Below are 11,886 nucleotides of genomic sequence, written 5' to 3'. Positions count from 1 at the left end.
AGTAGTAGCCAACAAAAAAGCCCGCTGCCAAATGGCAGCGGGCTTTCGATATATGGAGTGGGGAGAGAACTTAAGCAGCGGCCGAAGTCTGGCCGTTCTCACGGTCGTCGATGGCCTTCTTGAGCTTGGCAATGGCCTGCGTAGCACGCTCCTCGTCCAGACGGTTGATGTTCAGTAACATCTTGGTCTTCTCCGGACGAGTAATAACTGGGTGGTTCAGCAGGCGAATGATTTCCTCCTTCTGCGAAGCTGAAGCGTACGTGGTGGCTGGAGCGGCAGCTTCGGTTACTACCGCCGCCTCAGCGGGTACAGCCTTCATAGCAGCGGGCGCCTCAGCAGCAATGGCTACCGGAGTGGTGGCGGGAGCTACTATCATGGCAGGCTGAGCAGCGGGCGTGTTACCACCGTACTCCATTTCCTCCGCAGGGGTAGGCTCGTAACCAGCCGCACGGATAATCCAGGCCAGGATGTTCCGGTAGGCCTTACCAATGGCCCGAGTCTGGGCCATGCTCATGATGGCAAACTCCTGGTAGAACTTCTTGCCCTGCTCCTTATTCGAGCAGATAGCAAAGCCAGCGCCTACCGTGTGCCCCGACTTCATGTCGAAGAGGGTCACCTTTGCCTGATATCTGATTTCCTGCTCGGTCGAGACGTTAATGACGTGGTCCACGATGGGCACAATACCCAGGCGCGAGCCAGCGTACTGCCAGCCCTCCACGTTCACGAACTCCTTCCCCTGCACCGTGGTGCTGAGCTTGTTGTCCTTGATGAATTTAGCTAGGTCCGTCGCCAGATGCAGCGTCTCGTCGGAGCGTGAGATATCAAAGCTCTCAACTTTAGTCTTACGAACCGGCTCTTTGATGTTCTTGATTGCTTCGCTCATGGCGTCTTTCCTTTAGTGTTCTGTAGTACCGTATTGTTGTTCGAGTATATAACTATACGGGCGCGCGAAAGGTGCACATAACGGCCTGTTTTTATAGAATTTTTCATGCTGTATATCAGCATGTTACAAATAATATTTCCAACCACATTAGGCAACCACCGTTTTTAGCTAATCAGCCGGCTACCCCAACATGAACACGGTTACCTGATGAGGCAAAAAACAACCCGCTGCCTTCGTTCCGGAAACAAAGTAGCGGGTTCACCAACTGTCCGGGGCACACCGGACGCGTTACCAGAAGAAAGCAAAAAGCGTATCTGAAATCTGCTTTCAGATACGCTCCTAACAGGCACTGCCACGAAGTAGTTTCCTACTGGACAATTAGTTATGAATCCACAGCCTAGTTAGATAGTAGCTGAAATATTAACAACATGAAGTTGTCATTCCAACGAAAGAATTTGGGTTAATCATCCTACAGCCTGGTCCAGGTTCTTCTTCGCGCCGCTCGGAATGACAGAGTTGGAGCGCTTCGTAGATACCCGTCAAGGTGCTAGCAACGGCCTCTGCTACCCTTCCCAGATGTTGCCATCCTTCATGGTAATCTTGCGGTCCGCCATTTCGGCCAGCTGGTCGTTGTGGGTCACAATGACGAAGGTCTGGCCCAGCTCCTTGCGCAGCAGAAAGAAAATCTGGTGCAGCTCCTGGGCATTCTGCGAGTCGAGGTTGCCGCTGGGCTCGTCGGCGAAGATGATTTCGGGCGAGTTGATCAGGGCCCGGGCTACGGCCGTGCGCTGCTGCTCGCCCCCGCTCATTTCGGAGGGCTTGTGGTCGGCGCGGCGCTCCAGGTTCAGCATCCCGAGCAATTCGCGGGCCCGCACCCGGGTCTCCTTCTCCGAGCGACCGGCCAGATAGGCGGGCAGGCATACGTTTTCGAGGGCCGTAAACTCGGGTAGCAGGTTATGAAACTGGAAGATGAAGCCGATGTGGCGGTTGCGGAACCGGGCCAAATCAGAGCGACCCAGGGAGCTAACCGACTCGCCATCAAACAACACTTCCCCCGAATCAGGGTTGTCGAGGGTTCCCAGGATGTGCAGCAAGGTACTCTTTCCCGCCCCCGACGAGCCAACGATGGACACAATCTCCGATTTCTCAATCGTCAGATCAATGCCTTTGAGGACTTCCAGTGTGTTGTATTTTTTGCGGACGTTGATGGCTTGCAGCAAAACGGAACCAGATGTAAGTGAGCCGAGGGTACGGGAAACAAATCTACGGAATGTAGCGCTTTGCGGGGGTGCTTCGGCGCGGAAACTCTCCTGGCTCATCCGCGGGCTTTGTTCCTCCCCCTTGGCAACACCAAATTCCTGCTCTCACCTCCTATCTTAAGCGGCCAGATGCTGCCTGCTATGCTCTCCCCCGCTTTTGCAATTCGCCGCTGGCGACTCGTGGTTTTTCTGCTGCTAGCGGTGGTGGCTACAACGGCCGCTTGGTGGCGCTGGTCCCGGCCCCGGTTTGTCGCCAGCACCCATGTGGCTGGCCCCACTACCCCGCCCCCCGCCGATAACCGCCTGCGGGGCGTGAGCTGGGTAGCCGGCGACTCCGTGTCGTCCCTGGATCTGGAGCCGCTGGTGCGGGCCCGCGTCACCTGGATTGCCCAGACTCCCTTTGGCTGGCAGGCTGGCGCTACTACCCCCACTATTCAGCTGCATACTGGCGTAGGCCACCGCGGGTATTGGGGCGAAAGTGACCGGGGCTTGGTGCTCACCAGCCAGCGGGCCCGGCAGCGCGGCATCCGAACTTTGTTGAAGCCCCACCTGTGGCTGCGCGGGGGTAGCGGCACCTGGCCCGGCGACGTCAAAATGAGCTCGGAGGCCGATTGGCAGCGGTGGTTTGCCAGCTACTCGGTGTTCATGCTGCATTACGCCCGCCTGGCCGAAAGCAGCGGCATGGCGGCCCTTTGCATTGGCACGGAGCTGCAGCACAGCGTAGGCCATGAGGCGGAGTGGCGGGCCCTAATTGCCCAGATACGAGCCGTGTACCGCGGCCAGCTCACCTACGCCGCGAACTGGAACGCCGAGTTTGAGCAGGTGGGCTTCTGGGATGCCCTGGACTTCATCGGTATTCAGGCCTACTTCCCACTGAGCACTACCGAGCGGCCTACCAAAGCGGCCCTGCTCAAGGCGTGGCAGGGGCCGTTGCGCCGCATAGAAGCACTTCAGAAGCGGGTTAAAAAGCCGGTTGTTTTCACAGAAATCGGCTACAAGACGACGCCTGATGCGGCCATTGAGCCCTGGGCCTGGCCTGACCGCACGGCCATAGCTGCTACCCCTGATGAAGCCACCCAAGCCACCTGCTACGCTGCCATGTTCGAGACCTTTTGGCCCCGACGGTGGTTTCAGGGCCTGTTTGTGTGGAAGTGGTACCCAGGGCTGCAACCCGCAGGCTCGGCCCGGCGCCACCTCGATTTCACGCCCCAGCACAAGCCCGCCGAGCAGGTGATGACAGCGTGGTTCGGGAAGTGAGGGGTAGCGGTTAGTTGTCAGGTGATAATTCTGGGTTACTGCTTGTGAGTTCCTTGTTTCTCAAGCTGAAAGAAGCGCACAAGCGGTAGGGCCAGTTCCGCTCCTGCCGGCCAGTGCGCCCCGTTTCTTACGCCAGAACAAGTGAACAACCGACAACTAACAACCGACAACTAAACTATCAACTCATTTCTGCCTACTTTCGCGCCTAGTAAACCACCCCGAAACCCCTCTTAACTGACCTCTATGAACATTCACGAGTATCAGGGCAAAGACATTCTGAAGCGTTACGGCGTACGCGTGCAGGAAGGCATCGTAGCCGATACGGCTGAGGAGGCCGTAGAAGCCGCCAAAAAGCTGAACGCCGAAACCGGCACTAGCTGGTACGTTATCAAAGCCCAGATTCACGCCGGCGGCCGCGGCAAAGGGGGCGGGGTGAAACTCGCCAAAAACCTGGAGCAGGTAAAAGATATTGCCGGTCAAATTATTGGCATGCAGCTCGTTACCAAGCAAACCGGCGCCGAAGGCCGTAAGGTGCACAAAGTGCTGGTTGCCCAGGATGTGTACTACCCCGGCGAGTCGGAAACCAAGGAATTTTACATGAGCGTACTGCTGGACCGCGCTACCGGCAAGAACGTTATCATCTATACCACCGAGGGTGGCATGGACATCGAGGAAGTAGCGGAGGCCCACCCCGACAAGATTCTGAAGGAGCACATAGACCCCGCGTTGGTCTGCGCCCCTTCCAGGCGGCTAAAATTGCCTTTAACCTAGGCCTCGAAGGTGCTGCTCAGAAGGAGATGGTGAAGTTCGTAATGGCCCTGTACAAGGCCTACGACGAAACCGACTCGGCCATGTTCGAAATCAACCCCGTGTTGAAAACCTCGGACAACAAAATCCTGGCCGTTGACGCCAAAGTAACTCTCGACGAAAACGCCCTCTACCGCCATAAGGACTTCGTGGAGTTGCGCGACACCAACGAGGAAGACCCGCTGGAAGTAGAAGCTTCGGCCTCGAACCTAAACTACGTGAAGCTCGACGGCAACGTGGGCTGCATGGTAAACGGCGCGGGCCTGGCCATGGCTACCATGGACATCATCAAGCTGTCGGGTGGCGAGCCGGCTAACTTCCTCGACGTAGGCGGTGGAGCCAACGCCCAGACCGTAGAAGCTGGTTTCCGTATCATCCTGAAGGACCCGAATGTAAAGGCCATCCTGATCAACATCTTCGGTGGTATCGTGCGTTGCGACCGGGTTGCGAACGGGGTAGTGGAAGCCTACAAAAACATCGGTTCCATCAACGTGCCCATTATTGTGCGTCTGCAGGGTACTAACGCCGAGGAAGGCGCCCGCATCATTGACGAGAGCGGCCTGAAGGTGTACTCGGCGGTGCTGCTGAAGGACGCCGCCCAGAAAGTAAAAGAAGTACTGGCAGAGCAGGGCATTTCCTAGTCTTTAAACCAGAAATTATATTACTTTGCAATGCCCACCTGTTTACGCGGGTGGGCATTTCTGTTGGGTACCAACCTCCGGTTAGCCTTTCTCGTTTACAGCAGCTCACTCAGGTTTACCGTATGCACAGTAAGACATTTACTCTTTTTTTGCTGGCTCTGAGCTTAGGTAGCCCAATGGGAAGGGCTCAAACGGCAGGAAAATCGGGCCCCGGTTTGCCTTACCTAACTACTCTGGACCCGGTAGCTTACCCTTTTCAATACAGCTCGCCTAAGTCGGACTACCTCACCCGGTTTCGGGAGATGTACGGTTTGGATCAGGTTATTGCGCAGGAAACCACCGATTTGGGCCGGGCCCGCGCCTTGTGCCAGTGGGTGCATTTCCGCCTGGAGCATGACGGCCACAAGCGGTTTGAGTCGCAAGACCCATTTGCCATTTTGAAAGCGGCCATGCTGGGCCAGCAGGTGCAATGCGTAGAGTTTGGCCTGGTGCTAGCCGCCGCCTTTAACGCCGTGGGCATTCCTGCCCGCCCCTTTACCTAAAGGCCGCCGACGTGCAAACCCGGGCCTCGGCCGCTGGGCACGCCTTGGCTGAGGCTTGGCTACCCGACCTGGGCAAATGGGTAATGGTGGACAGCCAGGCCGACATCATTCCCATGCTGGGCGACAAGCCTCTCAACGCCGTGGAACTACAGCAGGCTCTGCTCACGGACGCCCCCAACCTGACGGTTCTTACCTCCACGGATGCCAAGCCCAGGTCTTACTTCAAATGGGTGAATCAGTATCTGTTTTACTTTGATACCGTGATGGACAACCGCTACGGGGTGAAATCAAGCCGTACGGGGTTAATGCTCGTGCCCCTGGGGGCTCATAAGCCGGTAGTATTTCAGCGCACGGAAGCCATTCACAACATCCGCTACACCAATTCCGTGGCTACCTTCTACGCCCCTCCTACCGGCACCGACTGGCTGGCCGCGGGTAGTGAAATAGAAACGCGCTAACCGGTAATTCTCCCGAAAACAGTCTGCCCCACCAAGTCTCGGCCGTTATTGGCCAAGACTTGGTGGGGCAGACTGTTTTTGTGTGCAATTCCTACTCAGCGAGCAGCAAACGTCGTAGGACTAGGCGTTCTGGGTGCTTTCTACTCCGCCTTTCTCTGCTACGCCAATATTTTCCTCGGGCTGCACCGGAATTTGCTCTCCTTGGACGCGCAGTTCTACCTCAATATTACCGCGGGTACCTACCGAGTACGGGCAGATTTTATGAGCCTGGCGCACCATGTCAATGGTTTTTTCCCGGTCGAAGGACTTCAGGTCCACGTCCAGTATAGCGGATAGGCCGTAGCCTTCGCCTTCCTGGAACAGCGATACAGAGCACTTCACCTCGGTTTGCGGATCAAGCTTGTCGCCGCCGCGCTGGGCAATAACGAGCAGCGCTTGCTGGAAGCAGGAAGAATAGCCCGCAGCGAACAGCTCCTCGGGGTTGGTAGCGCCCTTCTTGCCCCCAGACCCTCGGGAACCGACATGTCCAGGTCGATGATGCCGGTGGCGGAACGAACGTGGCCACTACGGCCGCCAATGGCCGTTGCATCGGCTGTATATAGGGTCTTTTTTTCAGTGCTTGCCATAAAAGATACGTTCAGGGTGTGTTGGTTTGATAGGTTAACTGTGCTGAGCCGCCGAAGGTTACTTCTCAAGAGTATATGATTTTGCCGAAAATGCGAATTACCGTTTGGCAGCGCCATATTTTCTCTCTAGTTTTGCCACCCACTAGCCGGTCGCGTAGTACAACGGATAGTATGGGAGTCTCCGAAGCTCTTGATCTAGGTTCGATTCCTAGCGCGACCACAAAAATACCTCCTAACACCCTGTAAGCCATAGGCTTACGGGGTGTTTTTGTTTGTAGATTACGTATGCAGTCTTGCTGGCAGCTCCCCTGTATAACTGCCACGTAAGGTTGCCTGGCGGCAAGCTAGCTGGTGCGTAATCAACTTAGTAGGACCCAAAAGAGTTATTAGCTGGAATGGCGGTAGCACTACTCGCTCAGGGCCTCCGGACTGACCACGTTTCCGCCCGTACCAGTCGCGTCCACCTGCACAAGACGGGCCCATTCCGGAAGGAACTGAAACCACTGGTGAGGCGTTGGCCGCTGCCTTCCCCTGCACACCTACCCCCTGCCCTAGTTCCTACCTTAGAGGCCTTTCGTTATGTGCTGCACCACGATGGTGTGTACGCCGCCTTGTGCTACCTGAACCGATATACACCGCACCGGTACACGGGCATCTACCGCTTCGAGGATGGCCTGAGTCGTAATGTGGCGCTGGTAGACCGCTATAACATTCAGGTGCAGCAGGGAGCAGACGTACCCCTGGATGAGGCGTTTTGCTCCCTAGTGGGCCGGCAGCAGGCCACCCTGCAGCTCTGGAACGCCCCGCTCAACCTCAGGGCCTGGGAAGTGAATACGCTGGTGGTATTCTACTGCGGCGTACTCATCTGCGACAAGCAGGGCCAGATCTACGGTACCTTGTGCCATTATGACCTGGACCTCTGCCAGGAAGTTCCTCCCCTCTTGCCCCCGCTCGAAGCAGCCGCTCCCTTGCTCTACCAAGCCCTGCACGCTACTTCGGCCCCCGCAACTAATCAGTAGCCTACACTTGTTGAGCAGATTGCTGACTTCCGATGGACTAGCTCAACTGGGCTTGCTACGAGCGGCGGTGATAGTTGCGCTTGCTACCCTGCTGCACCCGCGCAACGTGGAACGCGCCCAACCCCTGCCCGTGTCCGGCTTTCCGACCAAAGCCCTCACTATGGGCAAAGTCACGGGAATCATACGGGCGCATTTTGCTGCCATTCAGCCCGGATAAAGCAAAGTAGCGGCTTAGGTCAGGTCGGCCCGCTGAAGCGTTCTTGGTAGTCAGCTCGTTGCACCTGCCTATAAATTCACGGAAGTAGTTATGCCTCTACGTACAGGCAGGAAAGAATCCTCAGAACTGTTTTCTAGTGACGGTATGTTTATAAGGATTATTCTAATAATTTTTGTTATCTTAACGAGCAAACCTTAGCAGAACACCTGTAGAAGCGTGTCTCACTAGGCCTTGTATCTTAGACCCTTTCTCTTCCTGCTTATGAAAACCTGGCGCTTTCTTTTACACGGGTTACTCATTACGGCTGGGGGCGCTGGGGCAAGCAGCTGCGAACAAAAGCCGGCCACCAGTGAGTCGGAAACAGCCCAAAAACAAGCCGTGGCGCTCCAGGGCCCCGAATCCAGCCAGAAAAAGCCGGAATTCCCGAAAGGCGTTGGGGAAAGAGACGCGAAGAAACAACGGGGATTTAAAAAACTGACGGGCTATTTCCTTGCTGACCACAATAAGAATCGGTACGGACAAGGATTTTTCGTTTCCCGAGAGATAATGGACGAAGTCATTCATCAGGACGGGTCGGATGGTGTGCGCATTTATCTGGCGCAGGCCAAGAAGAATGATGCGCCGTACTTAATCATTGTGGGCACCAAAAAGGACTCTACCCACATACACCGCGACCTGGTTTCAACGGACAAGACGGGGAACATTGTGGGCACTTCGTACCTGGTAGTCCGGTCTGACGACAAGTGCCCAGAGAACTGTGACGCGGATAGTCCATTCTACCATAAATAACCGTGCAAGCTGCACTGCTGTAGGCATGGACACTTCCGCTAGCTTGCAGGTACTTAACCGGGCGCTGGAGGCTGCACCCTTGGTTACGTTTGCCTGCGCCCAGGTACGCCGCCACCATTTGCCAGCCGCTTTTCGCCCGGTGTACTACTACGTGGGCATCAAGGCCCTGTTTTACTTCCTTGATATGTTTAGCCGGCTGGTATTTCGTAACAACGTGTACCTGTATCACGCGGGCACGGTGGTGCTGGTGTGCTGTCTGCTGCAGACTTACCGACAGCTGCTGCCCGGGCGCTTCCACCCTTTTATAAAGGCCGGGCTGCTGGTGTTTCTGGTCGTGGCCCTGCTGGATGCGGCGGTGCTCAACGGGCTTTTCACGGACGTCAATACGTATTCCCAGGCTTGGGGCTGCGCTATGCTGCTGGCCCTGGCCATTTGGCACGTACTGTACCTGACGCGCGGCGCCCAGCAGCACCCCCTGGAAACGCAGCCTGAGTTTTTCTTGAGCACGGCGGTGCTGGTGTACTGCTCCAGCTCCATTGTTAGCTACGTGGCTATCAACATTATATATCACGCGGGGTACGACGTAGCCACCCTGATTCGACTAGACACTCTGCTTAGTGCGCCCGATATGCTATTGATGGCCGTGCAAATGGGGCTACTGGCCTGGATGTTTCAACTTTTTCCGTTGAGCGTGTCGCCCCGGCGGGCCCTACCCCACTGGCTGCATTACAGCCGCTGGCACCCGCGGCGCTACCGCCTGCTGGGCCGGCCGCTGGTGGGGCTGCGCCTACCCCAACCGTCGCGCTGGAGCGCTACGTAGCCCGACCGGACTTGCGTTGCTCCGTAACCACTACCGGTATCCATTTCTGAATAAGCTGGCAGTACCCCATGCCCCCAGACCTTCTGCCACTGCTGCTGATTGGCCCCATCCTGCTGCTACTGGCGGTGGGCATTGTGGTTATTTTGATTCGGGAGCAGCACCGGCGGCTGCGCCAGGAAAAGGAAAAACAGCTGCTACTGGCCCAGCAAAATGAACTTCTGGAGCAACAGGTGGCCCAGCGTACGGCCGAGGTAGTAGCTCAGCGCAATAATCTGGAGGAAACCCTGCTGGAGCTGCGCAATACCCAAACCCAACTGGTGCAGCGCGAAAAAATGGCTTCCCTGGGTGAGTTGACTGCGGGCATCGCCCACGAGATTCAGAACCCGCTCAACTTCGTCAACAACTTTGCTGAAGTATCGGGCGAGTTGCTCAGCGAGCTGGAAGCCGAGCAGCTCAGCGCCCCGGACCGCTCCGCGCTGGAAACCGACCTAACCCGGGACCTGCGCCAAAACCTGATTCGCATAACGCAGCACGGGCAGCGGGCCGCCGCCATTGTGCGCAACATGCTGGAACACAGCCGGGCCAGCACCGGCGAGCGGCAGCCTACCGACCTGAACGCCCTCTGCGAAGAATACTTGCAGCTGGCCTACCAGAGCGTACGGGCCCGCCATAAAAGCTTTACGGCCACGCTCACTACCCGCTTCAGCCCCGAGGTGCAGCCAGTGCGGGTGGTACCTCAGGAAATCGGGCGGGTGCTGCTGAATTTGTTTACCAACGCTTTTTATGCCGTGCAACAGCGCCAGATGCTGAGTGAGCCATCGTACCAGCCGGCCGTAGCCGTCAGCACGAAACTAACGGCTCAGCAGGTGCTCATTATCGTGCGCGACAATGGAACGGGTATTCCAGCGGCCATTCGCCAGAAGGTATTCCAGCCATTTTTCACTACCAAACCCACGGGCGAGGGCACGGGCCTGGGCTTGTCCTTGAGCTACGACATCGTCACGAAAGGCCAGGGCGGCACGCTGACCCTGGACACTGAAGAAGGCGAATTCACGGAGTTTCGCGTCGGGCTGCCTAGGTAGGACGTGCGTGGGTTGCAGGCAACACGAACCTCCTGCAGCGCGAAGAATTTCGCTTGGCTAAGCAGTCAGTGGTAGTAAAACGTCAGTTGAAGGAGATGCCTCTCCCTTTTGCAGGAAGATTGTTAAGCAGTAAGCCTCTAAACGGGGATTCTCGCCCACAATACCCTAACGTATAGGGCGGCTGAGAAAAAGTAGGATTAGCTTATATATAACGTATTTTATCTTTATTTTTACTTTGCTCAGAAAGCCAAGTAAAATGCTGCGCTCCTGCAGTGTGAATAAACCGCTCCGGTGCGGTTTGTGGAGAGGATGTTGGTAGCGAATAGCGCTTTTTCGGGCGTTATTCGGGTGTAGTCCGTGCGGGGTCAACAACGCGCGGTCAAGCAAAGTGGGAGGCTGTTCTGAGGCTACGATAGGCCATAGAATAGCCGCAAAAGATTCTGGAGTGCCTTAGGCGTGCTCGCGCGCAACGGCACTCACGTACGACTGCTGGTAGTCTGACGATGCTAATCGAGCAACTCATTCCCTCGCGCTTCCGCACCCGGCCGGTGGCCCGGCAAGTGCGCACGGCCACGGCCGCCCCCCGCTGGCTGCCGAACCTGAATACAGCCTGTTCTACCGGCTTTCCTTTCAGTGGCTGCGGCACCTGCTGGTACACGGTGTTATGCTCGTGACGGGCGTATTCTGCGCCGCGCTGGGGCTCAAAGCCTTCCTGCTACCCAACGGCTTCATCGATGGTGGCGTAACGGGTATTTCCTTGCTGATCAGCCAAGTAACAGGACTTTCCTTGTCCGTCCTGATTGTGCTGATCAATATTCCCTTCATCGTTCTGGGCTACTTCCAGATCGGACCCAAATTCGCGCTTAAAACCCTGCTCACTATTCTCACGCTGGCGGGCGTGCTACTGGTGGTGTCTTTTCCGTCCCTGACCCAAGATAAGCTGCTGATAGCCGTGTTCGGGGGTTCTTTCTGGGAGCTGGCGTGGGCCTGGCCATGCGCGGCGGCGGGGTGCTCGATGGCACCGAGATTCTAGCTGTGTACATCAGCAAGAAGCTACCCGGCTCTATCGGTGACATCATCCTGATAATCAATATCATCATTTTTGGGGTAGCGGCCTGGCTGCTGTCCGTGGAAACGGCCCTCTACTCCATCCTGGCCTACCTCTCAGCGGCCAAAACCGTGGATTTTGTCATTGCCGGCATCGAAGAGTACACCGGTCTGACCATTATTTCTACCCACAGCGAAGCTATCCGCCGGCTAATTACCGACAAAATGCGCCGCGGGGCCACCGTGTACGAATGCACCCGCGGCTTCGGCTCCCACGGCCACCAGCACATGCGCATTGAGGCCATCTTCACCGTCGTGACCCGGCTGGAAGTGATTCACCTCACCGATGAAATCCGCAAGATTGACCCGCACGCCTTCATTGTGATGCAGTGCGTGAGCGACACCCGGGCGGGCTGGTGAAAAAACGGCCCCTGCACTG

14 protein-coding genes, 1 tRNA gene and 2 pseudogenes are annotated in these 11,886 nt (G+C 56.6%); 13 read left to right on the top strand and 4 right to left on the bottom strand.

The genetic code is table 11. The features are described 5' to 3' along the window. Window positions 1–70: 70 nt before the first annotated feature. Together MUN84_RS18515 and MUN84_RS18510 are read right to left on the bottom strand one after the other, a co-directional pair. On the bottom strand, window positions 71–883 hold the full coding sequence (locus MUN84_RS18515; protein WP_244695449.1) for a hypothetical protein: 813 nt from the start codon (window positions 881–883) through the stop codon (window positions 71–73). 563 nt (window positions 884–1,446) lie between these two features. Beyond that, a complete protein-coding gene (locus MUN84_RS18510; protein WP_110979954.1) occupies window positions 1,447–2,103 on the bottom strand; it encodes an ABC transporter ATP-binding protein in 657 nt (218 codons plus the stop codon). A 108-nt stretch (window positions 2,104–2,211) separates the two neighbouring features. Between MUN84_RS18510 and MUN84_RS18505 the strand changes: the two genes are divergently transcribed. From MUN84_RS18505 to MUN84_RS18490, 4 genes and pseudogenes are all read left to right on the top strand, one after another. Further along, window positions 2,212–3,399, top strand: a complete 1,188-nt coding sequence (locus MUN84_RS18505) for a glycoside hydrolase family 113 (protein WP_244695448.1) — start codon at window positions 2,212–2,214, stop codon at window positions 3,397–3,399. Window positions 3,400–3,642: 243 nt separating this feature from the next. After that, window positions 3,643–4,847, top strand: a pseudogene (gene sucC / locus MUN84_RS18500) (ADP-forming succinate--CoA ligase subunit beta). Window positions 4,848–5,062: 215 nt separating this feature from the next. Next, window positions 5,063–5,389, top strand: coding sequence for a transglutaminase-like domain-containing protein (locus MUN84_RS18495; protein WP_244695447.1), 327 nt, complete (start codon window positions 5,063–5,065; stop codon window positions 5,387–5,389). Window positions 5,390–5,400: 11 nt separating this feature from the next. Then, window positions 5,401–5,847, top strand: a complete 447-nt coding sequence (locus tag MUN84_RS18490; RefSeq protein ID WP_244695446.1) for a hypothetical protein — start codon at window positions 5,401–5,403, stop codon at window positions 5,845–5,847. Between the two features lie 120 nt (window positions 5,848–5,967). Here MUN84_RS18490 and MUN84_RS18485 read toward each other — a convergent pair whose 3' ends face one another. Beyond that, a complete protein-coding gene (locus tag MUN84_RS18485; protein ID WP_244699043.1) occupies window positions 5,968–6,318 on the bottom strand; it encodes an Ohr family peroxiredoxin in 351 nt (116 codons plus the stop codon). After that, window positions 6,225–6,473 (bottom strand): hypothetical protein, encoded by a 249-nt coding sequence (locus MUN84_RS18480; protein WP_244695445.1) that lies wholly within the window; start codon window positions 6,471–6,473, stop codon window positions 6,225–6,227. The genes MUN84_RS18485 and MUN84_RS18480 overlap by 94 nt, the downstream gene beginning before the upstream one ends. Window positions 6,474–6,621: 148 nt before the next feature. Here MUN84_RS18480 and MUN84_RS18475 point away from each other — a divergent pair. The 9 genes and pseudogenes from MUN84_RS18475 (at window position 6,622) to MUN84_RS24730 (ending at window position 11,867) form a co-directional block, all read left to right on the top strand. Further along, a tRNA-Arg gene (locus MUN84_RS18475) sits at window positions 6,622–6,693 on the top strand. A 361-nt stretch (window positions 6,694–7,054) separates the two neighbouring features. After that, the gene (locus MUN84_RS18470; protein ID WP_244695444.1) at window positions 7,055–7,492 is read left to right on the top strand and encodes a hypothetical protein; all 438 of its coding nucleotides are present in this window, start codon (window positions 7,055–7,057) and stop codon (window positions 7,490–7,492) included. Between the two features lie 10 nt (window positions 7,493–7,502). Next, window positions 7,503–7,709, top strand: coding sequence for a hypothetical protein (locus MUN84_RS18465; protein WP_244695443.1), 207 nt, complete (start codon window positions 7,503–7,505; stop codon window positions 7,707–7,709). 261 nt (window positions 7,710–7,970) lie between these two features. Continuing rightward, window positions 7,971–8,498 (top strand): hypothetical protein, encoded by a 528-nt coding sequence (locus MUN84_RS18460; RefSeq protein ID WP_244695442.1) that lies wholly within the window; start codon window positions 7,971–7,973, stop codon window positions 8,496–8,498. A gap of 25 nt (window positions 8,499–8,523) precedes the next feature. Further along, window positions 8,524–9,318: a hypothetical protein gene (locus MUN84_RS18455; protein ID WP_244695441.1), complete on the top strand. Its 795-nt coding sequence runs from the start codon at window positions 8,524–8,526 to the stop codon at window positions 9,316–9,318. Between the two features lie 68 nt (window positions 9,319–9,386). Continuing rightward, window positions 9,387–10,400 (top strand): sensor histidine kinase, encoded by a 1,014-nt coding sequence (locus tag MUN84_RS18450; protein WP_244695440.1) that lies wholly within the window; start codon window positions 9,387–9,389, stop codon window positions 10,398–10,400. A gap of 503 nt (window positions 10,401–10,903) precedes the next feature. Further along, on the top strand, window positions 10,904–11,074 hold the full coding sequence (locus MUN84_RS18445; RefSeq protein ID WP_244695439.1) for a hypothetical protein: 171 nt from the start codon (window positions 10,904–10,906) through the stop codon (window positions 11,072–11,074). Further along, window positions 11,065–11,603: pseudogene (locus MUN84_RS18440) on the top strand (YitT family protein); the annotation flags it as partial. The gene MUN84_RS18445 and the pseudogene MUN84_RS18440, both read left to right, overlap by 10 nt. A gap of 69 nt (window positions 11,604–11,672) precedes the next feature. After that, the gene (locus MUN84_RS24730; protein ID WP_410780110.1) at window positions 11,673–11,867 is read left to right on the top strand and encodes a DUF2179 domain-containing protein; all 195 of its coding nucleotides are present in this window, start codon (window positions 11,673–11,675) and stop codon (window positions 11,865–11,867) included. Window positions 11,868–11,886: the final 19 nt, after the last annotated feature.

Source organism: Hymenobacter sp. 5516J-16 (assembly GCF_022919335.1).
Taxonomy (GTDB): Bacteria; Bacteroidota; Bacteroidia; order Cytophagales; family Hymenobacteraceae; genus Hymenobacter; species Hymenobacter sublimis.
The sequence above is the reverse complement of the archived record's forward strand: the minus strand, read 5'-3'. Positions and strand labels throughout refer to the sequence as shown.

What these genes read in the sequence shown, in the direction of transcription:
- MUN84_RS18515 (WP_244695449.1), bottom strand. Translation starts at nt 883, where the DNA reads ATGAGCGAAGCAATCAAGAACATCAAAGAGCCGGTTCGTAAGACTAAA.
- MUN84_RS18480 (WP_244695445.1), bottom strand. Translation starts at nt 6,473, where the DNA reads ATGGCAAGCACTGAAAAAAAGACCCTATATACAGCCGATGCAACGGCC.
- MUN84_RS18460 (WP_244695442.1), top strand. Translation starts at nt 7,971, where the DNA reads ATGAAAACCTGGCGCTTTCTTTTACACGGGTTACTCATTACGGCTGGG.
- MUN84_RS18455 (WP_244695441.1), top strand. Translation starts at nt 8,524, where the DNA reads ATGGACACTTCCGCTAGCTTGCAGGTACTTAACCGGGCGCTGGAGGCT.
- MUN84_RS18450 (WP_244695440.1), top strand. Translation starts at nt 9,387, where the DNA reads ATGCCCCCAGACCTTCTGCCACTGCTGCTGATTGGCCCCATCCTGCTG.
- MUN84_RS18445 (WP_244695439.1), top strand. Translation starts at nt 10,904, where the DNA reads ATGCTAATCGAGCAACTCATTCCCTCGCGCTTCCGCACCCGGCCGGTG.
- MUN84_RS24730 (WP_410780110.1), top strand. Translation starts at nt 11,673, where the DNA reads ATGCGCCGCGGGGCCACCGTGTACGAATGCACCCGCGGCTTCGGCTCC.